Source organism: Flavobacterium sp. MEB061, assembly GCF_000834715.1.
Classification (GTDB): Bacteria; Bacteroidota; Bacteroidia; order Flavobacteriales; family Flavobacteriaceae; genus Flavobacterium; species Flavobacterium pectinovorum.
Window position 1 is genome coordinate 220,005 of record NZ_JXQR01000018.1, and the last position, 25,163, is coordinate 245,167.

23 protein-coding genes and 1 tRNA gene are annotated in these 25,163 nt (G+C 32.3%); 17 read left to right on the forward strand and 7 right to left on the reverse strand.

Going from position 1 to position 25,163, the window contains the following annotated elements; genetic code table 11:
- Positions 1–15 precede the first annotated feature (15 nt).
- Entirely contained in the window at positions 16–684 is a 669-nt protein-coding gene (locus RT99_RS11615; RefSeq protein ID WP_042564905.1) for a head GIN domain-containing protein, read from the forward strand.
- Between the two features lie 16 nt (positions 685–700).
- Positions 701–1,381: a LysE family translocator gene (locus tag RT99_RS11620; RefSeq protein WP_042564906.1), complete on the forward strand. Its 681-nt coding sequence runs from the start codon at positions 701–703 to the stop codon at positions 1,379–1,381.
- 284 nt (positions 1,382–1,665) lie between these two features.
- On the opposite strand, the gene RT99_RS25330 is transcribed toward RT99_RS11620, so the two are convergent.
- The 4 genes from RT99_RS25330 to RT99_RS11635 all read right to left on the reverse strand — a co-directional run bounded on the left by RT99_RS25330 (position 1,666) and on the right by RT99_RS11635 (position 2,707).
- A tRNA-Cys gene (locus RT99_RS25330) sits at positions 1,666–1,736 on the reverse strand.
- Positions 1,737–1,829: 93 nt separating this feature from the next.
- Positions 1,830–2,189 (reverse strand): dihydroneopterin aldolase, encoded by a 360-nt coding sequence (gene folB, locus RT99_RS11625; protein ID WP_042564907.1) that lies wholly within the window; start codon positions 2,187–2,189, stop codon positions 1,830–1,832.
- A gap of 5 nt (positions 2,190–2,194) precedes the next feature.
- Positions 2,195–2,488 (reverse strand): type II toxin-antitoxin system RelE/ParE family toxin, encoded by a 294-nt coding sequence (locus RT99_RS11630; RefSeq protein WP_042564908.1) that lies wholly within the window; start codon positions 2,486–2,488, stop codon positions 2,195–2,197.
- Complete coding sequence (locus RT99_RS11635; protein WP_042564909.1) at positions 2,489–2,707, reverse strand: hypothetical protein; 219 nt, start codon at positions 2,705–2,707, stop codon at positions 2,489–2,491.
- Between the two features lie 110 nt (positions 2,708–2,817).
- On the opposite strand from RT99_RS11635, the gene RT99_RS11640 reads away from it, so the two are divergent.
- The 5 genes from RT99_RS11640 to RT99_RS11660 all read left to right on the forward strand — a co-directional run bounded on the left by RT99_RS11640 (position 2,818) and on the right by RT99_RS11660 (position 7,417).
- Positions 2,818–4,935, forward strand: a complete 2,118-nt coding sequence (locus RT99_RS11640; RefSeq protein ID WP_042564910.1) for a glutamine--tRNA ligase/YqeY domain fusion protein — start codon at positions 2,818–2,820, stop codon at positions 4,933–4,935.
- A gap of 899 nt (positions 4,936–5,834) precedes the next feature.
- Positions 5,835–6,311 (forward strand): hypothetical protein, encoded by a 477-nt coding sequence (locus tag RT99_RS11645; protein WP_042564911.1) that lies wholly within the window; start codon positions 5,835–5,837, stop codon positions 6,309–6,311.
- 91 nt (positions 6,312–6,402) lie between these two features.
- A complete protein-coding gene (locus tag RT99_RS11650) occupies positions 6,403–6,729 on the forward strand; it encodes a YtxH domain-containing protein (RefSeq protein ID WP_042564912.1) in 327 nt (108 codons plus the stop codon).
- Between the two features lie 77 nt (positions 6,730–6,806).
- A complete protein-coding gene (locus tag RT99_RS11655) occupies positions 6,807–7,157 on the forward strand; it encodes a hypothetical protein (RefSeq protein WP_042564913.1) in 351 nt (116 codons plus the stop codon).
- A gap of 5 nt (positions 7,158–7,162) precedes the next feature.
- Positions 7,163–7,417 carry a DUF6327 family protein gene (locus RT99_RS11660; RefSeq protein WP_042564914.1) on the forward strand — a complete coding sequence of 85 codons (255 nt, stop codon included), beginning with the start codon at positions 7,163–7,165 and terminating at the stop codon, positions 7,415–7,417.
- Between the two features lie 18 nt (positions 7,418–7,435).
- Here RT99_RS11660 and RT99_RS11665 read toward each other — a convergent pair whose 3' ends face one another.
- A complete protein-coding gene (locus tag RT99_RS11665) occupies positions 7,436–8,419 on the reverse strand; it encodes an SPFH domain-containing protein (protein ID WP_042564915.1) in 984 nt (327 codons plus the stop codon).
- Positions 8,420–8,617: 198 nt separating this feature from the next.
- Positions 8,618–10,123: a glutamate--tRNA ligase gene (gene gltX, locus RT99_RS11670; RefSeq protein WP_042564961.1), complete on the reverse strand. Its 1,506-nt coding sequence runs from the start codon at positions 10,121–10,123 to the stop codon at positions 8,618–8,620.
- A gap of 162 nt (positions 10,124–10,285) precedes the next feature.
- Here gltX and RT99_RS11675 point away from each other — a divergent pair, with 162 nt between their 5' ends.
- The 10 genes from RT99_RS11675 to RT99_RS11720 all read left to right on the forward strand — a co-directional run bounded on the left by RT99_RS11675 (position 10,286) and on the right by RT99_RS11720 (position 24,569).
- A complete protein-coding gene (locus tag RT99_RS11675) occupies positions 10,286–13,696 on the forward strand; it encodes an O-antigen polymerase (protein WP_042564916.1) in 3,411 nt (1,136 codons plus the stop codon).
- On the forward strand, positions 13,693–14,112 hold the full coding sequence (gene ybeY, locus RT99_RS11680) for an rRNA maturation RNase YbeY (RefSeq protein ID WP_042564917.1): 420 nt from the start codon (positions 13,693–13,695) through the stop codon (positions 14,110–14,112). The genes RT99_RS11675 and ybeY overlap by 4 nt, the downstream gene beginning before the upstream one ends.
- Positions 14,113–14,634: 522 nt before the next feature.
- Positions 14,635–16,506 (forward strand): tRNA uridine-5-carboxymethylaminomethyl(34) synthesis enzyme MnmG, encoded by a 1,872-nt coding sequence (mnmG, locus tag RT99_RS11685; RefSeq protein WP_042564918.1) that lies wholly within the window; start codon positions 14,635–14,637, stop codon positions 16,504–16,506.
- A 301-nt stretch (positions 16,507–16,807) separates the two neighbouring features.
- The gene (locus RT99_RS11690) at positions 16,808–17,272 is read left to right on the forward strand and encodes a GNAT family N-acetyltransferase (RefSeq protein ID WP_042564919.1); all 465 of its coding nucleotides are present in this window, start codon (positions 16,808–16,810) and stop codon (positions 17,270–17,272) included.
- 98 nt (positions 17,273–17,370) lie between these two features.
- A complete protein-coding gene (locus RT99_RS11695) occupies positions 17,371–18,219 on the forward strand; it encodes a bifunctional 2-polyprenyl-6-hydroxyphenol methylase/3-demethylubiquinol 3-O-methyltransferase UbiG (RefSeq protein ID WP_042564920.1) in 849 nt (282 codons plus the stop codon).
- 443 nt (positions 18,220–18,662) lie between these two features.
- Positions 18,663–18,785: a hypothetical protein gene (locus tag RT99_RS25810; RefSeq protein ID WP_256365466.1), complete on the forward strand. Its 123-nt coding sequence runs from the start codon at positions 18,663–18,665 to the stop codon at positions 18,783–18,785.
- A 123-nt stretch (positions 18,786–18,908) separates the two neighbouring features.
- On the forward strand, positions 18,909–19,490 hold the full coding sequence (locus RT99_RS11705) for an OmpH family outer membrane protein (RefSeq protein ID WP_042564922.1): 582 nt from the start codon (positions 18,909–18,911) through the stop codon (positions 19,488–19,490).
- A 98-nt stretch (positions 19,491–19,588) separates the two neighbouring features.
- Positions 19,589–21,868 (forward strand): helix-turn-helix domain-containing protein, encoded by a 2,280-nt coding sequence (locus RT99_RS11710; RefSeq protein WP_042564923.1) that lies wholly within the window; start codon positions 19,589–19,591, stop codon positions 21,866–21,868.
- Positions 21,869–22,120: 252 nt separating this feature from the next.
- Positions 22,121–22,873, forward strand: coding sequence for a hypothetical protein (locus RT99_RS11715; protein ID WP_042564924.1), 753 nt, complete (start codon positions 22,121–22,123; stop codon positions 22,871–22,873).
- 178 nt (positions 22,874–23,051) lie between these two features.
- Positions 23,052–24,569 (forward strand): hypothetical protein, encoded by a 1,518-nt coding sequence (locus tag RT99_RS11720; protein WP_052483653.1) that lies wholly within the window; start codon positions 23,052–23,054, stop codon positions 24,567–24,569.
- A 71-nt stretch (positions 24,570–24,640) separates the two neighbouring features.
- Here RT99_RS11720 and RT99_RS11725 read toward each other — a convergent pair whose 3' ends face one another.
- Positions 24,641–25,102, reverse strand: a complete 462-nt coding sequence (locus RT99_RS11725) for a hypothetical protein (protein WP_131494912.1) — start codon at positions 25,100–25,102, stop codon at positions 24,641–24,643.
- Between the last annotated feature and the right edge of the window lie 61 nt (positions 25,103–25,163).

Consider the following 25,163-nt stretch of genomic DNA (forward strand, 5'->3'; position numbering starts at 1 on the left):
TTAAAAAATAGAGAGATGAAAAAGTTATTAATAGGAGCTGCAATTTTTATTGCACAAATGTCTTTTGGTCAGGTTACTAAAGAATTAGGTGATTTTGATACAGTGAAAGTTTATGATAAATTAAGTGTAAAACTAGTTCAGTCTTCTGAAAATAAAGTTGTTATAAAAGGAGCAAGAGAAACAGAATTAGAAGCTGTTAATAAAAATGGTATTTTAAAAATAAGAATGCCTTTTCCAAAACTTCTTTCAGGAAATGATCTCGAAGTGACTTTGTATTATAAACACATTGAATTAATCGATGTGAATGAAGGTGCAGAAGTTACGAGCAAGGAAACATTGAAAGCAACTTCATTTAAAGTAAGTGCTCAGGAAGGTGGTAAAATTAATGTAGATTTGAATGTTGATAAGTTGAAAGTAAGTTCTGTTTCTGGCGGTGAAATCACTGCAACCGGTAAAGCAGATAACCTTGATGCAAGTTTAGGAGCCGGCGGATATTTCTTAGGAAGTAAATTAGCGACCTCTCAAACTAAAGTAAGCGTTTCTGCGGGAGGAAAAGCAGATGTGAATGCTTCTACTCTTGTTGATGCAAAAGTTAGCGCAGGAGGCTCTATTTACATTTACGGAAAACCAAAACAAATCAATCAAAAAACTGTTCTTGGTGGTAAGATTGAAGAAGTAAAATAAATCAATTTGTATTTGAATGATAAATGATATTTTAGCTGGGCTGCCATGGGGAATTTTCCTGAGTTTTATGGTAGGCCCTGTATTTTTTATACTATTAGAGACCAGTATTACAAAAGGGTTCAGAGCTGCAATTGTCTTTGATTTTGGTGTAGTATTAGGTGATATTTTTTTTATAGCAATTGCTTATTTAGGGAGTTACAGATTAATTCAGAGTTTAAAAGATAAACCGGCACTCTTTATTTTTGGTGGAATTATAATGGTGGCTTATGGAATTATTTCTTTCGTAAGATTAAGAAATGAAGAAAAAATTGATGACGAAGAAATAGATCGTGATATTATAAAAAGAAATTATGGTAGTTTGTTTATAAAAGGCTTTTTACTCAACGTTATTAACATTGGAGTTTTGGGTTTTTGGCTGGCAGTTATCATTTCTGTGGGACCAAAATTAGAAATGCAAAACTCAAGAATGTTTACTTTTTTTACTTCAGTTATTATTACTTATTTGCTAGTTGATTGTATTAAAATACTATTAGCCAAACAATTAAAATCTAAAATGACACCAAGAAATATTCTAAAAATTAAAAAAGTAATTAGTATTGTTTTAATGATTTTTGGATTGGTTTTAATAACACAAGGCTGGTTTCCAGGTGAAAAAGAAATGGTTAGAAATGCTTTTGAGAAGATTGAAAAAAAGTAGTTGTTAATAACCTTAAAATATAAAATTAAACCTCTGAATTTCGGAGGTTTTTTTTATGTTCTAAATCTTTGTCAAAGTTTCAAACTTTGACAAAGATAATTGCGGATTTGATGCAATCTTATCATTTCAGAAATTACATAAAATGCGAAAAAAATATGCACAAAAAAACCTCCAAGTTTCCTTGAAGGTTTTAGAGGATTGTCCGGATTCGAACGTAAATCTTTATCTAATTTTTTCTAAAAATTAATCATAAAAAAACCTCCAAGTTTCCTTGAAGGTTTTAGAGGCATCGTCCGGATTCGAACCGGAGTAGGAGCTTTTGCAGAGCCCAGCCTAGCCGCTCGGCCACGACGCCGTAGTTGAACGGATGGCAAAAGTAACTAAAATCTTTAAAATTCAAAACTTTAAAAGTAACTATTTTAAAAAATTAGTTTTTTACCTGAAAGAATTACTTTCTAATTTCCGTCATTTTTATAGTAACTGATTCAACATCACCACCAATAGGAGGATTTATTTTAGAAACCCAAACCGTTGTTTTTTCTATCATTTCTATTTCTGCAAGTACCCGAATATTGATTCTTTTGGCCACATGTTCTAATAAATGCGAACGAATTGCCATTTCTTCAGTAACAATTCTATTCAAATGTACATAATCAACTGTGTCAGCTAAATGATCTGTTTGTGCTGATTTTTGTAAATTGGTTTTAATTTTTAGATCGACAGTGTAATCAGATCCAATTTTTCCTTCTTCAATTAAACATCCGTGGTAGGAGAAAGTTCGAATGTTTTTTAGTTTTATAACTCCCATTTTTATTATTTTATTCTTGTAATATTTGGATCTTGGTAATTGGATGTTAACGCTAGAATGAAAACTATTTTTTTGTCCTCATCAACTGTAAAATGAATAGTGTAAGGAAATTTTCTTAATGGTAATGTACGAACTGTTTTATATTTTTCCTCGAAAAAAGGAAATGTTATTAAAGTGTCTACATAATCTTGATATTCATTAAAGAATTTTGTTCCCAAGCCATTTGATAAAGATTCGTAATATTCAGCAGTCTCATCTACTTCTTGCTCAGCGCGTATGAGAATAATTATTTCATACATTTATTTATTCCATTTAGTGTTGAGTCTTTTTTTAGATTCTTCCCAGCTAATATAATCTTCTGGTTTAGCATTTTTCAATCGTTCTAAAACCATTTCCTGTTGCCATAGCGGAATTTCATTCGCAGTGTTTTCATCAATAGAAACATCAGGAACATGTTTAAAAAAACTAATAAAAGTTTCGTAAAAATCGTCTGGAATTGTAACAGTTAATTGTCTCATAACGCTTAATATTTATACAAAAATACTAATAAATTTAATTCAAAGTCTATGAACCCTAAGTCCCTATCTATCATCTATTTTTTTATCTTTGCTAAAATTACTATAAAATAATGGCATCAGAAGAGAAATCACTCAATTTTATTGAACAAATCATAGAAGAAGATTTGAAATCAGGTCTTTCCAAAACTAAACTTCATTTTCGTTTTCCACCAGAACCAAATGGTTATTTGCATATTGGACATGCCAGTTCTATTGCTTTAAATTTTGGTTTAGGAATTGATTATCAGTCACCTGTAAATTTACGTTTTGACGATACTAATCCGGAAAAAGAAGAACAGGAATTTGTCGATGCTATTAAAAAAGATGTCGAATGGCTAGGGTATTCCTGGTCAGAAGAACGTTATGCTTCTGATTATTTTCAACAATTATATGATTGGGCCGTTTTGTTAATTAAAAAAGATAAAGCTTATGTTGATAGTCAGTCTTCTGAAGATATGGCAATTCAAAAAGGAACTCCATCTACTGTTGGAACTGATAGTCCATACAGAAATCGTTCTGTTGAAGAAAATTTAGATTTATTCGAAAGAATGAAAAACGGTGAATTTGAGGCTGGAACACATATTCTTCGTGCAAAAATAGACATGAAATCGACCAATATGTTGATGCGTGATCCTATCATGTACAGGATTTTGCACAGGCATCATCATAGAACCGGAGACGATTGGAAAATCTATCCAATGTACGATTGGGCACACGGACAAAGTGATTATTTAGAAGAAATCTCACACTCATTTTGTACACTTGAATTTTTGCCTCACCGTGAATTATACGATTGGTTTTTAGACCAGATTATTGATGAAAATCAGATTCGTCCAAAGCAAAGAGAATTTGCAAGACGTAACCTTTCACATACAGTTGTTAGTAAAAGAAAATTGCAGCAACTAGTTAAGGAAAAGCATGTTAACGGTTGGGATGATCCAAGAATGTCTACCATTTCAGGATTAAGAAGACGTGGTTATACTGCAGCTTCATTGCGTAATTTTGCCAATACAATTGGTATTGCAAAACGTGATAATTTAATAAATGTATCGGTTTTAGAGTTTTGTATTCGTGAAGATTTAAACAAAATTGCACCTCGTGTAATGGCTGTTTTAGATCCTGTAAAATTGGTCATCACAAATTATCCTGAAGGAAAAGAAGAATGGCTTGAAGCTGAAAATAATCAGGAAGATGAGAATGCAGGTTTCAGAAAAGTACCTTTTTCTCGTGAATTATACATTGAAAGAGAAGACTTTCTGGAAGAAGCTCCAGCGAAGTTTTTCCGTTTGACTTTAGGTAAAGAAGTACGTCTTAAAAATGCATATATCATTAAAGGTGAAAGTGTTATAAAAGATGCTAGCGGAAATATTACTGAAATTCATGTTACTTACGATACTGATTCTTTAAGTGGAAGTGGGACAGAAGCAAGCCAAAGAAAAGTATCCGGAACCTTACACTGGGTTTCTATTCAACATGCCGTTGAAGCAGAAGTTCGTATGTACGATCGTTTGTTTACAGATGAAGCTCCGGACAGTTATAAAGAGAAAAATTTCTTAGATTTTGTCAATCCAAATTCATTAGAAATCATCAAAGGATTTGTTGAGCCAAGTTTGGCAACAGCTCAAAACGAGGATAAATTTCAGTTTCAACGTTTGGGATATTTTACTATTGATAAAGACTCAACTCCTTCAAAAATAGTATTTAACAAAACTGTTGGATTGAAAGATGCCTGGGAAGAAAAAGGTAAAAAAGAAGAAAACAGCATCAATAATTCTTTAAAAGAAATCAATAAATATTTCAAAGTTGAATCTAAACCAGAACGTATTGCAATTGAAAGTGCAATAGGGGAGAGCATCAAAAATGTTTCAAGTTTTTCATTATTACAAAATTCATTAAAGAAGAATATCAACAATAATAAAGCTTCATTATTATTTTCTCAGTTTCTTTTGAAATATTCTAGTTGGAAATCAACAGATTTTGAAGAAGAAGATATTAAAAAATTATATACAATGTCTCTAAGAAGCGAATCGACTTATGTTCGATCAAAAGCACTTTTAAATTTAAGAGATATTGAAAATGAAAGTTTCAAAAATCAATTTGATGATGAAATTTTAAAATTATATTCAAATCCTCCAAAAAATGCTTCGGAGAGAGAAATTGAAATTCTTGCCGAAATGGTAAAAAAATAATATAATTAGAATCTATTAAAAAGCGCTTTATATAAGCGCTTTTTTTATTATTAATATTTTCTATCAAAAAAATAAAAATAATAAATATTTTAGATTAAAAGTGACTTTCATAAATTATTTTTAAGCTATTTTTTTAATTCTTCCATCTCAATTATCATCTTTTAAAAGTTAGTAGTTTAAAACGCTTTATTTTAAGTTTAGCCCTTATTTTATGCTACTTGACAGGTTATTAACAGTGAATTGTTTATAAAGTATAATCGATGTAATTTTTCTAAAAACAGATCAAATTTTTAGCTCAATACTAAAATCAAATTGAAAATTCTTTTTTTTATATTAAATCAATTAAAGTGATTATTTTAGTTTAATTAGTAGGTTTTATTTATTATTTATATAATCTATTATAATTATATTTTTAATAGTTTATTTATATAAAAAGTGACTTTCATATCTTATTTTTAAGCTATTTTTTTATAGTAGTCGACACATTATTCGTTTTTTGAATTATTGTTTGTTATTGGTCTTTATTTTAGTTTTAGCTGTTATTTTTGTCAGTTTAACGGGTTATTAACATACAATTGTTTATAAAGTTGGTATTTTTATCCAAAGGTCAAATCTGAAATTTTATAATTTTAAAAATGACACTTTAAGAATCGAAACTGAGTTTTTCTAAAATTTTAAAATATAATTTTTGTTTTAGAATTTACTCTAAGTCTGAATTCTGAAAATTGGTTTTATGGTCAATTTCTAATTATGATTTTGTTTGATAATACTTCAACGTAAAAGTATTTTTTAATGCATTACATAATTTTTCAAAATTTCATGAAATTAGTTTTGTGGTTTATTTAAATTTTGATTTTCATTTGAACTAAGAAATTTTTTAATCCTTAAATTTAATTATCATGAAAAATTTATTTTTTACACTAGCTATTCTATTTGCAAACATTGCAATTTCTCAGACTCATCAAATTACAAAACACAATGGTGAAAAATTGGATGTAAACTTTATTAAAAACGAAAATGGTTTAATTTATTATTCTTTTAACGGAAGTGCAGAAGAACATAAAATTAGTAAATATGCTGTTTCACAAATTACCAATAAACAAACAAATCAAACTCAAAAAATATCTGATAAAATTATAGTAGATTCAAAATCAGATTATTCAATGGTAACTGTTTTGTCTCAGGAGAAAACAATTGGATTGAAACAAGCGGCTAATTTTACCGGAGTCTCGACAAAGACAAAAGGAGAACCGCCAATGGCTAATAAAAATCATACTGCTATGAGAATCAAAACTAAGTCAGCATCAAATGGTTATCCTTTTGTAAGTATTATTGAAAAAGATGGTAAATACGAAGCTGTGGCTTATGTGTATTAATTTTATTGTTAATTATTAGTAAATATTTTTTAATCAATTATTTATCTTTCAAAAATACTGTACCTTTAGTATTCATTTAAATTTTAATATTATGTCAAATAATTCAAATACAATAGCGGCTATTTTAGCTGGTGCTGCGGTAGGGGCGGCAATCGGAATTTTATTGGCTCCGGATAAAGGTTCGAATACAAGAGCAAAACTTAAGGAAGGCTTTGATGATGCAAAAGGCAATATAAAAGATTCATTAGGAGCTACTTCGGATGTTCTTCGTGAAAAATTTGCCGGAGCAACACAAAATCTTGACGGAACTTTAGATGAGTTGCTATCGAATGTAAGCCATAAAACTGAAGAAGTTATTACTTTTTTAGAATCTAAGTTGGCTGATTTGAAAGCTCAAAACGCTAAACTTCAAAAATAAAATCGATACAAGAAGCACATAACTTTACTTATTTTTATAGGTAAGTTTTGTGTTTTTTTTATTTTAAAAAATTAAATATGGCTTTTGAAGAGTTAAAAGAAAACACAGAAAAAATTCAGGATCAGACTAAAGTTTATATTGACAGTCATTTGGCTTATTATAAACTTTGGGGTTTTAAGGTAGCAATGAAGTCGACAACTTTAATTTTAAAGTTTACTTTGATTTTATTGTGTTTTACTATGGTTCTATTTTTTGGATCTTTTGCGGCAGCTTATGCTTTTGGAGATTTATTCGGAAGTAATGCTCTTGGATTTTTGGCAGTAGGAGGGATCTATCTTTTGTTTACAATATTACTTTTTCTTATAAAAGATAAGATTGTCGAAGGACCGATTTTAGAGAAATTTTCAGAAATATTTTTTAACGATTAAGAAATATGGAAAAGAAAAAATACTCATCTTATGCTGAAATCGACAGAGATTTAGAAATTCTGAAATTAGAAAAAGATATAAATTATCAGAAATTAGTTTTGAGTTTTCAGAAAACTAAAGAAGGCATTACACCACAAAAAATTGTAAATGGATTTGTTTCTTCATATAGAGATTACTTTTCAGAATCCTATCCAAAAATTTTACAATCAATTTTACCATTTGTTTTCAATTGGTTTATAAATAAAAAAAGAGGCCATTAAGCCTCTTTTTCATTTTATTTATTGTTGTACATCTGGTTGAATGTCATCTTCATAACCAGATTGTGGTTGAATAGGTTTTGGTTTTTCTACTTTTTTATTGTTCTTTTTCATCATTTCGCCAACTTGGTTTGAAGCTGTAAATGATGCAACCATATTATTTAACATATCACTTCCGGCTTGTGGAGAATTTGGCAGCAAGATTAAATTAGAATTTGCATCGGCACCAATTGCTTGTAAAGTATCATAATGTTGAGTAACTACAATTAGGGCAGAAGCTTCCTGAGAATTGATTCCAACATTATTCAAAACTTCAACACTTTCTACAAGACCTCTTGCAATTTCACGACGTTGATCTGCAATCCCTTGACCTTGTAAACGTTTACTTTCTGCTTCAGCTTTTGCTTTTGCAACGATTCTAATTCTTGAACTTTCAGCTTCAAATTCAGCAGCCGTTTTTTCTCTGTCGGCAGCATTAATTCTGTTCATGGCATTTTTTACCTGAATATCCGGATCGATATCAGTAACCAAAGTATTGATAATATCATAACCATAAGTAGTCATGGCTTCATTCAATTCTCTTTTTACAGCAATTGCGATATCATCTTTTCTTTCAAAAACATCATCCAATTTTAGTTTTGGAACTTCGGCACGAACCACATCAAATACATAAGCGGTAATTTGATCGTGTGGATATTCCAGTTTATAAAAAGCATCGTATACTTTTTCCTGGATAACTTTAAACTGAACCGAAACTTTCATTTTGATAAAAACGTTGTCTTTGGTTTTGGTTTCGATGATAACATCTAACTGTTGAATCTTCAAATTTACACGTCCTGCAATTCTGTCAACGATCGGAATTTTTAGTTGTAAACCTGAATTTCTTACGCTTAAAAATTTACCAAATCTTTCGATTACAACAGATGATTGTTGTTTTACTGTAAAAAATGAAGACATAAAAATGAAGAATCCAAATACTAAAAGGATAATTAAAGCTGTGTTCATGGTGATATAATTTAGTTTTATATGATCGGGTAAATTACGAATATTCCTCCAATTTAAATTTTTTAAAGCATAAAAAAACGCTAAGAACATTTTATGAATGTTTCTTAGCGTTATGAATTTTCTTTTTACGATTAAGATATTAAGAAAAATTAAGTTTAGCTTTATGAACTTAATATCTTAATGGTGAAAATATTCTAATTATAAAGTTGCTATTGCTTTCTGAATTCTCGAAATCGTTTCTTCTTTTCCAATGATTTCAACAATGTCAAATAGGTGAGGACCTTTCAAAGCTCCAACCAAACTCAAACGGAATGGCTGCATAACTTTACCCATTCCAATTTCGTTTTTGGTTAACCAGTCTTTTACGATTGCTTCGATATTTGCTGAATCAAATCCATCAATATATTCAAGAGTCGAAATCAATTCCTGCATTAAAGCCGGTGTTTCTTCTTTCCAGTTTTTGCTTGCTTTTTCATCATATGATGTTGGAGCCTGGAAAAAGAAATCAGTCAAATCCCAAAATTCAGAAACAAAATGGGCTCTTTCTTTAATCAATGAAACTATTCTTGTAACGTCATATTTAGAAATATCAACACCTTTTTCAACTAAAATAGGAGTGAAGCTTTTCGCTAAATCAGCATCATTTTGTTTGATTAGATATTGGTGATTGAACCATTTGTTTTTCTCCGGATCAAATTTAGCTCCAGATTTATGAACTCTGTTTAAGTCAAAAGACTCTACAAGTTCTTCTAATGAAAATAATTCTTTGTCCGTTCCGTCATTCCAACCTAACAAAGCAAGGAAGTTTATAACCGCTTCAGGGAAAAATCCGTTCTCTCTATAACCAGACGAAACGCCTTCTTCGGTTTTCCATTCTAATGGAAACACAGGAAATCCTAATTTGTCACCATCTCTTTTTGATAATTTTCCGTTTCCAACCGGTTTTAAAATCAAAGGTAAATGTGCAAATTCCGGAGCATCCCAACCAAAAGCTCTGTATAATAAAACGTGAAGCGGCATTGATGGCAACCATTCTTCACCACGAATTACGTGTGAAGTTTCCATCAAATGATCATCCACAATATTCGCTAAATGATACGTAGGCATTCCGTCACTTTTAAATAAAACTTTATCGTCAAGTAAACTTGTTTCAAATTTTACATCACCACGAATAATATCTTTTAAGTGTAAAGTTTCATCAACCGGAGTTTTAAAACGAATCACATAATGTTCTCCATTTGCAATTCTTTTAGCAACTTCATCAGCAGAAAGTACTAAAGAAATATCTAGTTTTTCACGGATTGTATGATTGTAAATAAATGTTTTTCCTTCAGCTTCTTGTTCTTTTCTTAAAGCATCTAAAGCTTCCGGAGTATCAAAAGCATAATATGCCCAACCAGAATTGATCAGCTGATCTGCATAAGTTTGGTATAATTCCTTACGATCGCTTTGTCTGTACGGACCAAATTTTTCATTCTTTCCAACCGTTTCCTCAGGAGCAATTCCCAACCATTCCAATGCTTCCATAATATAAGCTTCGGCACCTGGAACAAAACGGGTCTGATCTGTATCTTCAATTCTTAAATAAAAAACACCGTTGTTTTTTTTGGCAAACAGATAATTAAATAGGGCAGTACGAACTCCGCCAATATGTAATGGTCCAGTCGGACTTGGTGCAAAACGCACACGAACTTGCTTTGACATTTTGTTTAAATTTTGATGCAAAGATACAACTTTAGTTAAATCCCAATTTTTTAAATTCCAAATTCCAAGGTGAAGTTCTAGTTGGAATTTGGAATTTCTTTTTTGGAATTTCAATTACTATAATTACTACTTTTATGAGTTATAATTAAAAGAGATTTTATTTTGAAAACAACATCTGCTATATATCAAAAATTAGAAGCGTTTATTAAAAAATATTATATGAATGAATTGATAAAAGGAGGACTTCTTTTTATTGGTTTTGGATTATTGTACTTTCTGTTTACACTTTTTATTGAGTATTTCCTTTGGTTAAAACCTCTGGGAAGAACACTTTTATTTTGGATATTTATAGGAGTAGAAGTTTTTCTTTTGTTCCGATTTATTCTGTTCCCAATTTTTAAGTTGTTCAAACTTCAAAAAGGAATTGATTATAATCAGGCTTCATCTATTATTGGAAATCATTTTACAGAAGTAAGTGATAAACTAACGAACTTTTTGCAGCTTTCTGCTTCTGAGAATTCAGCAGAAAGTTCAGAATTGATGTTGGCTTCGATAGAACAAAAAGCAAATTCATTGCAGCCAATTCCATTTGGAAATGCTATCAACTTTAAAACAAACAAAAAGTATTTACCATTGGCCATTATTCCAATTTTGCTTTTTGCTGTGTTTTATATTTCAGGAAACAGCAATATAATTTCTCAAAGTTTAAATAGAGTAGTGCATTTTAATGCTACATTTTTACCGCCGGCTCCTTTCAAATTTGTGGTTTTAAATCAGAATTTACAAACAGAGCAAAATAAAGATTTCGTTATCAAAATGGAATCGATTGGAAATGTAGTTCCCGAGAATGTGATGATTCATATTGGTGATGAAAGTTATTTTATGGAGTCATCTCAACCTGGAAAGTTTGAGTTCAAGATTGAGAAACCCGTTGAGAATGTTTCGTTTTCTTTCGAAGGTAATTCCGTTTCATCTGAAGAGTATGAATTAAAAGTAATCACTGTTCCATCAATTGCCAACTTCGAAATGGTGTTGAATTTTCCATCTTACCTAAAAAAGAAATCAGAAACGATTCAGGGAACTGGAAATGCAATCGTACCGGAAGGAACTTTGGTAACCTGGAAAATGAATACACAGTCGACTCAGGAGATTGTTTGGAAAGATGAAAAGGCAACTTTTAAGTTTAATAAAGCAGAAAACGAGTTTAAATTGGCTAAAAATATCAGTCAAAATACAGAATATCAAATTCTTACTTCTAATAATAAGGTCAAAAATTACGAAAAACTGGATTATCAGCTCTCTGTTATCAAAGATCAGCATCCAACAATCACCGTTTCGCCTGCGCCGGATAGTTTAAAGTTGGATAAAAATTATGTCTTAGGAAGATTGGGCGATGATTATGGTTTATCAAAATTACAGGTTGTTTACTACGAACGTAACAAACCACAAACGGCAAAGCGTGGAACCATTCCGGTAAAGCAAGCCGTTTTTGATCAATTCGTTTTTAACTTTCCAAGTAATTTGGCAGTAGAAGAAGGAGTCTCTTATGAATACTATTTTGAAGTTTTTGATAATGATGCACCGCACGGTTTCAAGAGTACAAAGTCTTCTGTGTTTTCAGATCGTGTTTCTACTACAGATGAAATTCAGGATATGGAATTGCAACAGCAAAATGATAATATTAATAGTTTAGAAAAATCTTTAAAAAATCAGAACAAGCAATTTTCTGAAATGGATAAGATTCAGAAAACAGGAAAAGAAAAAGATAATTTAGAATTTAAAGATCAGCAAAAAGTTAGTGATTTTATCAAACGTCAGAAGCAACAAGACGAGATGATGAAACAGTTTACTGAGAAAATGAATAAGAATTTAGACAAGTTTCAATCTGAAAAGAAAGACAAAACTGCCGATGATTTGCAAAAGCGATTGGATAATGCCGAGAAAGATTTAGAGAAGAATCAAAAGTTGATGGATGAATTAAAGAACTTAAACGACAAATTACAAAGTGAAGAGTTGTTTGATAAGATGGAAAAATTCAAACAAATCAGCAAAAACCAATCTCGTAATTTAGAACAATTAGTTGAATTAACGAAGCGTTTTTATGTAGAAAAGAAAGCTGAGCAGGTTGCAGAAAAATTAAATAAACTTGCAGATGAGCAAGAAAAGCTTTCTAATAAAGAGGGAGAAAACACCAAAGAGAAACAAGACGATATTAATAAAGCCTTTGATAAAATTAAAGAAGATTTGAAAGATTTAAAAGAAGAAAACAAATCATTAAAATCTCCAATTGATATTCCTTCTGATGCTTCAAAAGAAAAAGATGTAGATTCTGATTTACAAAAAGCTTCTGAAGAATTGAGTAAAAAGAATACTTCATCGGCCAAGCCAAAACAAAAAAGTGCTGCTAAGAAAATGAAAAGCATGTCTCAGGAAATGCAGTCAAGTATGGAAGGCGGAGATCAGGAACAATTAGAAGAAGATGTTGCAATGCTTCGTCAGATTCTGGATAATCTTTTAGCCTATTCATTATCTCAGGAAGATGTGATGAAACAATTTAAATCTATGAAATTAGGTTCTTCGGCTTACACAAAGAACATTAAGATTCAGCAGAATTTGAAACAACAGTTCAAACATGTCGACGATAGTTTGTTTGCATTATCATTACGTAATCCAAAAGTAGCAGAAGATGTAACGAAGGAAATTGGAAACGTACAATATAATATAGACAAAGCAATTGAAACCTTAACCGATGTTCAGGTTCCAAAAGGAGTTTCACACCAACAATATGCTACTTCATCTGCAAATAAGTTAGCCGATTTTTTAAGTGATTTATTAAACAACATGCAGATGTCTATGTCTAAACCGGGAGCTGGAAAACCAAAACAAGGAGATGGACAAGGAATGCAATTACCGGATATTATTCAAAAGCAAAAAGGTTTGGGTGATAAAATGAAAGAAGGAATGAAGCAGGGACAAAAACCTGGTGATGGGAAACAAGGCCAAAGTGGAGAAGGAAAACAAGGTCAGGGTAAAGAAGGTAAAGATGGACAGGGTAAAGAAGGACAAGGAAAAGGAAACCAAGGTAAAAATGGTGAAGGTAAAAATGGACAAGGAAGCAAAAATGGTGGTGAAGGTAAAGGCGGTGAGAACGGTGATGATGGTGAAGGAGATGCTGAAGCCATCATGGAAATATATAAGGAGCAAGTAAAACTTCGTGAAGCATTACAAAAAGAATTAGCTAAACAAGGATTAGATTCTCAGGGCAAATCTGTAATCGATCAAATGAAGGCATCAGAAAAGCAACTTTTAAATAAAGGTTTTAAAAACGAGAACTTGCAACGCATCCTTAATATTCAACAAGAATTATTAAAATTGAACAATGCAGTTCAGCAACAGGGTCAGGATACGAAGCGTCAATCTGAAACAAACAAGGCTGAATTTTCTAATAGAACGAATGCTTTACCAAGCTCACTTTTAGAATATTTAAACAGTGTAGAGATTTTAAATAGACAATCGCTACCTTTGCGCTCGAATTTTAATCAAAAGGTTCAAGAATATTTTAATACAAAATGATCAATTTTAATTCCGAAACCGAATTTACTTTAGACAACGAACAAGCCTTTTCTGATTGGTTGAGTGCTGTAATAGTTTCTGAAGGTAAGAACGAAGGAGAGATAAATTACATATTTTGCGATGATGAATATCTTCATAAGATAAATGTAGAATATCTAAATCATGATACACTAACAGATATTATCAGTTTTGATTATACAGTTGGAAACGAATTAAACGGAGATATTTTTGTTTCTGTAGAAAGAGTAGAAGATAATGCAAAGGATTTTAATGTTTCTTTTGAAGATGAATTAAAACGTGTTCTTGCTCACGGTATATTGCATTACTGTGGATACAAAGATAAAACTGATAAAGATGCTGAATTAATGCGTTCGAAAGAAGATGAAAAGATCGCGATGTTTCACGTGGAACAGTAGATTGAATGTTAAATTTTAAAATTCAAATCCTAATTGTTTCACGTGAAACATACCTGATACTTGAGTCTATTTAATAAAACGTTTCACATGGAACAGTTTAATTTAAGTTTCCTGATTAGTACAATTGCAAAGTGTTTCACGTGGAACGTTTAGGGTTTAATTTTTAAAACAAAGCCGTACTCTAAACTTTTTTGAAATAAAGTTAATTATGTTTCACGTGGAACACAAGATAAGATTTACGATTTTAAATTAATAGTTTGAACCTGCTCCACGTGGAACATGATTTACGACTGTATATAGGATTTAGAATTTGCGGATTAAAACTTGAAGTTTGAATATTTTTATTGTTTCACGTGGAACGATTTTTTAGAATTGTAGTTGAAATTTGGGATTTCCAGATTGTAATCTGAATTTGAAAGATTTGAATTTTGAGTGCAAGCACCGTTCCACGTGGAACAAAAAGAGTAAAAAAGTTAATTCTGAGAACTGCCTTAAACGGTTTGCAGAGAATAATAAAACAAAATGTTTTTAGAAGAATACGATGTTATAGTAGTTGGCGCAGGTCATGCCGGATCTGAAGCTGCGGCAGCAGCTGCAAATTTGGGATCGAAAACTTTATTGGTTACGATGAGTCTGCAGAACATTGCACAAATGTCTTGCAACCCGGCGATGGGAGGAATTGCAAAAGGACAAATTGTGCGAGAGATTGATGCGTTGGGAGGATACTCAGGAATTGTTTCTGACCGAACTGCAATTCAATTCAAGATGTTGAATAAATCAAAAGGACCTGCAATGTGGTCGCCGAGAGTTCAAAGTGATCGAATGCGTTTTGCTGAAGAATGGAGAATGATGTTGGAGGGAACTCCAAATTTGGATTTCTATCAGGAGATGGTAAAAGGTTTGATTATCGAAGACGGAAAGATAAAAGGAATCAGAACTTCGTTGGGAGTGGAGATTCGATCTAAATCTGTTGTGTTGACAAATGGAACTTTCTTGAATGGTTTGATTCATATTGGTGAAAAACAATTTGGCGGAGGAAGAGCAGGAGAAAGTGCTGCAACCGGAATTACCGAAGATTTAGTTCGAGCAGGTTTTGAATCTGGTAGAATGAAAACCGGAACGCCACCACGAGTTGATGGTCGTTCTTTGGATTATTCGAAAATGAATGAAGAAAAAGGAGATGCAAAACCGGATAAGTTTTCTTATTCGGATTTAACCGTTCCGCTAACGCATCAAAGATCTTGTCATATGACATACACGTCGCTGGATGTTCATGATATTTTGAGAGAAGGTTTTGATCGTTCGCCAATGTTCAACGGAAGAATCAAAAGTCTTGGGCCAAGATATTGTCCTTCGATTGAAGATAAGATAAATCGTTTTGCAGATAAAGAACGTCACCAATTATTTGTTGAGCCGGAAGGGTGGAATACTTGTGAAGTTTATGTAAACGGATTTTCAACTTCTTTGCCGGAAGATATTCAATTCAAAGCTTTGAGTTCTGTTGCCGGTTTTGAAAAAGTGAAATTCTTTCGTCCGGGTTACGCAATCGAATATGATTATTTTCCGCCAACACAATTGAAACATACTTTGGAAACGAAGTTGGTTGAAGGTTTATATTTTGCCGGACAAATTAATGGAACCACCGGATATGAAGAAGCAGCTTCGCAAGGTTTGATGGCCGGAATAAATGCGCATTTAAAAGTACACGAAAAAGCGCCGTTAATTTTAAAACGTGATGAAGCGTATATCGGAGTTTTGATTGACGACTTAATTACGAAAGGAACAGAAGAACCTTATCGTATGTTTACATCAAGAGCAGAGTACAGAACTTTGTTACGTCAGGATAATGCTGATTTTAGATTAACACCAATGTCGCACGAAATTGGTCTTGCTTCTGAAGCTCGTTTACGAAGAATGGAAAAGAAATTAAATGAATCTGAAAAGATGGTTGCTTTCTTTAAAGAGACAAGTGTATCGGTTGCAGAAACAAATCCAATTTTAGAATCGAAAGAAACAGCTCCGATTACACAAGGTGATAAAATGTTTAAAGTTTTCTCTCGTCCGCAAATTGATTTGGAGGACATGATGAAATTCGAAAAAGTAAAAGAGTATATCGAAGCAAATGATGTTGATCAGGAAATTTTGGAGCAAGCCGAAATCCAGGTCAAATATTCTGGTTATATCGAAAAGGAAAGAAACAATGCTGACAAACTTACTCGTTTAGAAGAAGTGAAAATTCCGGAGAATTTCGATTACAATAAAATCAAATCAATGTCGATTGAAGCAAAACAAAAGTTAGGCAAGATTCGTCCTGTTACAATTTCTCAAGCTTCAAGAATAAGCGGAGTATCACCAAGTGATATTTCCGTATTGTTGATTTATATGGGAAGATAAGTTTTGTTTCAGGTTTTCTTTGTTTCAGGTTTCAGGTTGTGTTCAGCGATAAAAATGTGAATAAAGATAAAATGATTAAATTGTTCCACGTGAAACGTATTTAAAATTTTGATCTAAATTCTGAAATCTAAAAAATGACATTTGTTCCACGTGAAACTAATTTGATATACTTTGTCATTCCGAGGAACGTGGAATCTCCGTTGCAAGATCGACAAAGATTGGTTCTTTGATTGTGGAGTTTCTTGCGAAGATTCCACGTTCCTCGGAATGACAAAAGAGATGAAATCTAAATTTTTGTTTTATGAAGATCGTTGAAAAAGAAGTTTTATCATTAGAAGAAAAAGAAGTTTTGCGAGAACTTTGGAATAATGAATATCCAGTAAGATTACATTTGAAAACTATCGAAGATTTTGAATTGTATTTGGCCGGACTTTCGAACACAAAACATTATTTGCTGTTTGATGATTCAGATGAAATAATTGGATGGACATTTACTTTTTTGAGAGAAGAAGAAGATTGGTTTGCAATAATTCTGAATAGTAAAATTCAGGGAAAAGGAAATGGATCTCTTTTGATCAATGAAATTAAAAAGGAAAAAACGAGTTTGAATGGTTGGGTAATTGATCAGGAAAATGAAGTAAAACAAAACAACGAATTGTATAAATCTCCAATGCCATTTTATATTAAAAATGGTTTTACAATTTTGACGGAAACAAGAATTGAAAATGAAAAAATGTCGGCTGTAAAAATAAATTGGAAGAGCTAAAAGAAAAATATAAATACTAAAATAATAAACCCTAAAAGTTGAAATTTCACTTTTAGGGTTTTGCTATAACATTAAACCAAAATCCCGATAATTAAAAAATGGACGTTTTAAACAAAAAACATTTTCTTACTGTAAAAGACCATTCTGTATCTAAAGAAATTTTCGAATTGTATCACGACGAAACTTTAGACATGTTGATTACATCTCCGCAACCAGATTTGGAAAATCTTGGAAAATATTACGAAAGCGAAGATTATATTTCGCACACAGATAACAAACGTTCGCTGTTTGAAAAAGCATATCACTTTGTGAAAAATATTGCTTTAAAAAACAAACTCAATCTGATCAACGCGGAGCAATCTCAAAAAGGAAAAATTTTAGACATTGGTGCCGGAACCGGAGATTTTTTATTAACGGCAAAAAATGACGGTTGGGAAACGGTTGGAGTAGAACCAAGCGAAAGAGCAAAAAATATTGCGAAGCAAAAAGGAATTTCTTTTGTGGACGAAATTAACGTTCTCGAAAATAATTCTTTTGACGTAATTACAATGTGGCACGTTTTAGAACACGTTCCAAATTTAGAACTTCAAATTCAGGAATTGAAGCGTTTGTTAAAACCAACTGGAACATTAATTGTTGCGGTTCCAAATTTTAAATCATACGATGCAAAACATTACAAAGAATTTTGGGCAGCTTTTGATGTGCCAATTCATTTTTGGCATTTCTCAAAAAAAGCCATTCAGTCGCTTTTTGAAAAAGTAGATATGAAGTTAGAAAAAGTGCTTCCAATGAAATTTGATTCTTTTTACGTGAGCTTATTATCTGAAAAATACAAAACCGGAAAAATGAATTATATCAGTGCGTTTTTTGTTGGCTTAAAGTCAAATTTGAAAGCGGGCAGTACAAAAGAGTATTCATCTCACATTTACGTCCTAAAAAACAGCTAAAACGCAAAATAAGCGCGTTTCCAGCACTTTTTGTGGCTGGGCGAGGAGAAATATCCTCTTTTTCGAGAAACACGTTCTAATAACAGCTATAAAAGCCGCTTTCAATAGCGGTTTTTTATGCTTTTAGACGGTTCCATAAATAAAAACAATACCATAAAAAACGAGTGTTTTTTCGAATTTTACGCTGAATTTTCAAATTTGAAATTTGAAAATAGAATGATGCAAAAATTGCTGAAATTTTGTTTTTACGTCGAGGTTTTATTTTTGTGTTTTTTCAAAGAAAAATTTTATAAAGGATACTTTTTATTCGAATTTCTATTTTTGAAAATTACGGAACAAAAAAATGAAATTTTGATATTTTTTTGAACTGTGATCAATTTTAAAAATACCACTCAGTAAAAATGATAAACGGATAGCGTTTTTATGCTCAAAAAATGGCTGAAATGCTAAATAAGCCTATTTGCAGTGATTTTTCAGGAAGAATGAGGGTTTGTGTTGCCTTTTTTGAGAAAATAGCTCTGGTAAAAGATATGAAGGTCACTTTTAATAATGATTTTTTATGCTAATATTTTTCTTTATAAGTAAAACCAATATCATAAAATTCGAGCATTTTTTAAACTTTATGTTGATGCTATTTATTTTTTTATATTTTTGTCTTCAATACATTAAAAAAATTAGAAATTTAGAAAATGAAAAAAGCATTAGTAATTATCGCACTTTCAATTTCGGTTGTTTCGTGTAATAAAACAGCAGAAGTTAAGGAAGTAAAAACAGCTTACGTTGATACTTCAGTTTTAATGAAAGAGTACACTGAAGCGAAAGATCTTGAGGCAAAATACAAAGCTCAAGCTGAAGAAAAGGGAAGACAACTACAAGCGGAAATTACTCGTTTTAAACAAGACGCTGCTAATTTTCAAAGTCAGGCACAAGCAAATGGACAAGCCTGGGCTCAACAAAGAGGTGCTGAGTTGCAAAAAAGAGAGCAACAATTGGGTTACGCTCAGCAAGCATTATCTCAACAATTACAACAAGAAAGTGGTGTTGAAATGGATTCTCTTGTAAGTGGAGTTAAAAAATTCATTAAAGAATACGGTAAAAAGAACGGTTACTCTTATATCTACGGTACTGGTGATGCTGCAACAGTATTATATGCTGAAGATAAGTATGATATCACAAAAGATATTATTAAAGCTTTGAATGATAAATACAAAGATTCTCCAAAAGCAGAAGCTAAGCCTGCAGCAAAAGAAGGCGAAGCTGCTAAAAAATAATACCACACCAACGAAATAATTAAAAAACCTAAATCTACCGGATTTAGGTTTTTTCTTTTATAAAAATAAGATACTTTTAGTTCTTCAATTATTGCCCAATGCAAAACGTTTCAGAAGCTGCTGCTTACACTTTACAATTCATCAATCAAACGCAAAAATCTATATTTCTTACTGGTAAAGCTGGTACAGGAAAAACTACGCTTTTGCGCGAAATTATCGCTACAACGCACAAAAACACTGTTGTGGTAGCTCCCACGGGAATTGCTGCCTTAAACGCGGGTGGAGTAACTATTCATTCGATGTTTCAATTGCCTTTTTCGGCGTTTATTCCATCGTACGATGAAGCATCAAAATTTACTGAAACGGTGAAGTTTGAAAACAAAGAAACGCTTCGCAGACACTTTAAAATGAACAATGTAAAGCGAAATGTGATTCGAAATATGGAATTGCTAATCATTGATGAAGTAAGTATGCTGCGCGCCGATTTACTGGATGCAATTGATTTTATGATGCAGACCGTTCGCAGAAATTCACGCTCTTTCGGCGGTGTTCAGGTGCTTTTTATTGGCGATTTGCTGCAATTACCGCCCGTAATCAGGGATGAGGAATGGCGAACTTTACGCAATTATTACAAAGGGAAATTTTTCTTTCATTCGCATGTAATCCAGCAAAATCCGCCGCTTTACATTGAATTATCCAAGATTTATCGCCAGACAGATGATACTTTTATTTCTGTTTTAAACAATCTTCGAAATAACCAGATTACACCTCAGGATATTACCGTTTTAAACGAATATGTAAAGCCTGATTTCGACTTAAAAAACAATCCCGGTTATATTACGCTCACAACTCATAACGCAAAAGCCGATTCGATTAATGAACAGGCTATTAATGATTTAGCAGGAAATGAATTTGCTTTTCAGCCCTTTATTGTTGGAGATTTTCCTGAGAAAATATTTCCGGTAGAAGAAAATCTGAAATTGAAAGTAGGTGCGCAGGTTATGTTTGTGAAGAATGATATTTCTTTTGAAAAGCGCTATTTCAACGGAAAAATGGGCATTATAAAATCACTTTCACCTGAAGAAATCTTCGTTCATTTTCCTGAAGAGAATAAAACCATTGAAGTTGAGAAATACGAGTGGAAAAACATTCGCTACAAAGTAAACGAGCTCACAAAAGAGGTTGAAGAAGAGGTTTTGGGCACATTTGCACATTATCCTCTTAAATTGGCTTGGGCAATTACAGTACACAAAAGTCAGGGTTTGACATTTGAGAAAGCTGCGCTCGACGTATCGCAAGTTTTTTTGCCCGGACAGGCGTATGTAGCATTATCTCGTTTAACTTCCTTGAACGGGCTTATTTTGCTTTCTCCGTTGCAAATGAATGGTATTTCTAACGATCAGGATGTAATGGATTATTCTTTGAACAAAGCAACAGAAGAAGTTTTAAAGAACTCTTTGCATTTTGAAACCAAAAATTTTATTCATAACTATTTGATTAACAGTTTTAACTGGACCGATTTAGTGCAGGAATGGCGCAATCACCGTTTTAGTTATAATGAAAACGCAGTGAATTCTGAAAAAGCCAAGCATTCGGTTTGGGCGGCAAAGCGTTTGGAAACTATTGAGTTGCTTTTAGATCCGTCTCAAAAATTCATACATCAGCTCAATAAAATTTTCAATAAAGAAACTGTTGATTTATTCTTTGTGCAGGAAAGGGTAGTGGCCGCTTACGATTATTTTTTCAAGCCGATGGACAAACTGGTGACAGATCTTTTGCAGAAAATGGCTGAAATTCAGAAATATAAAAAAGTAAAAGAGTTTTACGAAGAATTAGCTTTTTTAGATGACTTGCAAACAAAGGCCGTTTTGCGCTTAATGAAAGCTAAATTATTAATTGAAATTGTTGTTGCCGGAGAGACTATTTGCAAAGAAAAATTAAGCTCTTCAGCGATTAAAAATTATAAATTAGACAAGATTGCAAAGATTCGCGAGGAATTAAACATGACCAATACCGATATCTTTAAAACGGAAGAACCTGTTGTTCGTTATACAGCAAGGAAATTAGATAAAAATGAACCTAAAGCTGCTAAAAAAACTACTATAGAAGAAACACATGATTTGTGGCTGGAGAAAAATTCAATTGCAGATATAGCGCGTATTCGTAAACTAACTGTGCAAACTGTTGAAACGCATTTTGTTAAACTAATTCAGGCTAAGAAAGTTGATATTTCAGATGTTCTGCCGTACGATAAAATTCTGGCTTTGCGTGAAGCTTTTGAGTTCTATCAGGAAGAATCTTTAAATCCATTAAAAGAAAAATATGGCGATGAATTTACCTGGGATGAACTTAAAATGTTCAAAGCCAGTATTAATTGATTTTTAGATTTTAGATTTTAGATTTTAGATTTTAGATTTTAGATTTTAGATTTTAGATTTTAGATTTTAGATTTTACTAATTAACATTATGTAAAATAGAAAAAATCAGAAATTATTTTAAGACTTTTTAATTGTTCCACGTTAAACATATAATACTGATTTTTAATAATGTAGAAGATATAATATTCGAATAAAACATTAATTTGCTAATTTTATAGTTATCAGATTTATAATTAATAAAATGATTTATAGATGAAAATTAGAATAATATACCTCATTATTTTTTGCAGTCAATTGACTTTTAGCCAGGATTTAAAACCAGAATATCAAAAGTTTATTAAAAGCTTTATTGCCAATGTAAAAAGCAATAACAAAGAGGGAGTTGCGGCTTTTATTTCTTTCCCGCTTGGAAGAGATTATCCAATTCCGAACATTAAAAATAAAGCTGATTTTCTAAAAAGATATGATCAGATTTTTGATGCGACGTTGAAAAATGAAATCATTAAATCAAATCCCGCAAAAGATTGGTCGGAAGTTGGCTGGCGAGGAATTATGCTGAATCAAGGTACTTTATGGATTGATACTGATGGAAAAATTATTAGTATTAATTATCAATCTCAGGCCGAGAAAAATCTTAGTAATAAATTGATTGCGGCCGAGAAAGCAAAACTGCATCCGTCAATCGCAAAATTTAAAGCTCCGGAATATATTCTGGAATCGTCAAAATTCAGAATTAGAATTGATGATTTGGGAAATAATAATTACCGTTATGCTTCTTGGTCTGTCAAACAAAAAATGAGTGAAAAGCCTGATTTAGTTATTACTAACGGAAAATGGATTCCCGACGGAAGTGGAGGAAATAGCTATTTCGATTTTAAAAAAGGTGATTATCTGTATCGATGTTACATCATCGTTTTAGGGACAAATGATTCACCGCCGGCCACTTTGACCATTTATCAGAACAACAAAACGATTTTAGAGCAAGAAGCCATTATTGTAGAATAATATTTATTTTTAAAAGTATTGTTAACAGGTTTAATATTGTTAAAATATTAATTAATTATCTAGTATTCAATATTTAAGGTTATTTTTATAGTTGTTTTAGAAAGCATTTAAATGTATAAAATCTTACAAACAAGCTTTTCTAACTATTAATTTTTTTAACCTTAAAACCTATTTAACTATGACGAACAATCCATTTTTGGCCGCTCCAAAGTATGCAATTACCCATTTTGATTCTGCTCAAACCGACAATTTCCCAAATGAAGTTCCGCGGGACATTAAAAATGTAACATCAGTTCTGCCATTGCTTACACCTTTACCACAAGTTGCAGGCGGACCCATTAACATCATGACATTAGCCTCTACAGATCCGGATTATATGTGGGGAGTTTCACTTACAGATGTTTCGTATATCAGAGTTTCAAATGATAATTTTACGCCGCTTTACAGATTACCACTTCCCGGCGCCCCAACTATTGTAACATCACTTCTAGCATCTGTTTTAAATCAGCCGTTTGCATCAATTACTGCGATTCAAACTGCATTAAGCGCACTCGGGCTAGGTGGGGGAAGCGGTTTTGGACTTTTTGGAGGCGTTTATAGTGTTGTAGATAATAATAATGATTTGTATGTGAATTATTTAGGAGCAATAAATGCCATAAATTTAAAATCATCAGTTTTATTTCCGGGAATTGAAGTTAAACGAAGCATACAGACGTCTACAGTTCTCCCAAGCGGCGAATCGGTTGCGGGATTATCGATGACATTTGACGGACGTTTGATTGTTGTTGGCGGACGCTCTATTACAATCTTAAACAGAAATCTTACAGCTCCTGCTTTAGCGCAATATACTTTTAGCCCAACAGAAACAATATCTAATTCTGTGGCAGTAGATGAAGATGGCGGAATTTATGTTGTTACGGATAAAAAAATGTACAAATTGGTTTGGACAGGAACCATAATTTCCTCTAATCCGGCAGATGGAGCCTGGGAATCTGTTTATCCTACAGGAGATACTTTCCCGACTCTTTTTGGTTCCGGCTCTGGCGCAACACCAACTTTAATGGGTTTTGGAAATGATGCAGATAAACTCGTCGTTATCACAGACGGGCTGAAAAGAATGGGCTTGATCGCCTTTTGGCGAAATGAGATTCCGGTTGGTTTTACAGATAGAATTGCAGGACAGATACAAGTAACTTGTGGCTTACCATTAACAACAGAATTTATACAAACAGATCAATCTGTAGCAGTAAGTGGATATGGCGCTTTTGTTGTAAATAATGTTAGTCTGACAGATGACCAGCTAACCGGAGCAGTTCTAGTAGATGCTCTTGCCCGGGGACCACTTTTAGACGCTCCCTTTGGAGTAGAAAGGTTTGAATGGAATCCCGTTACACATTCATGGAGTTCTGTCTGGACTCGTGGAGATGTTTCAGATGTAAGTATGGTTCCCGGAATTAGTACAGGATCTAATATCGTTTTTGTAAATGGATATTATAAAGCAGCAGGAACAGGATGGGAAATTACCGGTTTGGATTGGCTAACAGGCGATACTGTACACAAGAGAATCTTTGGAAATAATATTTTTGGAAATGGTTTTTATGCCCTTATTCAATATATTGGCAATGGAGATTTAATTATGAATAGTCTTATCGGGCATGGCCGTGTACAGCAAAATGGAGTTGTTTACCTGACATAGCATATTCTCACAAAGGGAAGATAATTACCAGATAAAAAAAATCCTGTTCCACATGAAACAGGATTTTTATTTTATATCTGTGCTTGCGCTTTGTCTAAAGCCTTTTGCTGATCAATTTGCTTTACTTTAAGTTTTTGAATTTCAAGCTCATTCTTTTTTATTTTCAATTGTTGTTTTTGTGATTCTTCATCAGAAAGTGAACCTAATTTTGAATTCATTTTTTGATTATCTGATTCTAATTTCGCAACTTTCTTTTTGTTCTTCTCTAAGTCTTTTTCAGAATTTTTAAGGTCTTTTTGATGTTTCTCTACTTGCTTTTTCTCTTTTTCTACTCGCTTTTGTTCCTTTTTTAATTTTGCCTGTTCGTCATTAAGTTTTGCATGATATTCATCAGATGCTTTTTTAGCGTCTTTTTCGGCCTTCTGGTTGATGATTTGCTGCTGTTTGTTACTAGTCACTATTTTCTGTGCAAAAAATGCCTGAGAAGTCAACAGTAGCATTAATGCTAAAGTAAATTTAATTGAAGTATTCATTGAATGTTTATTTTTAAAATTTAGCAGCAAAAATAAACGGTGAATTATCTGCATGATAACT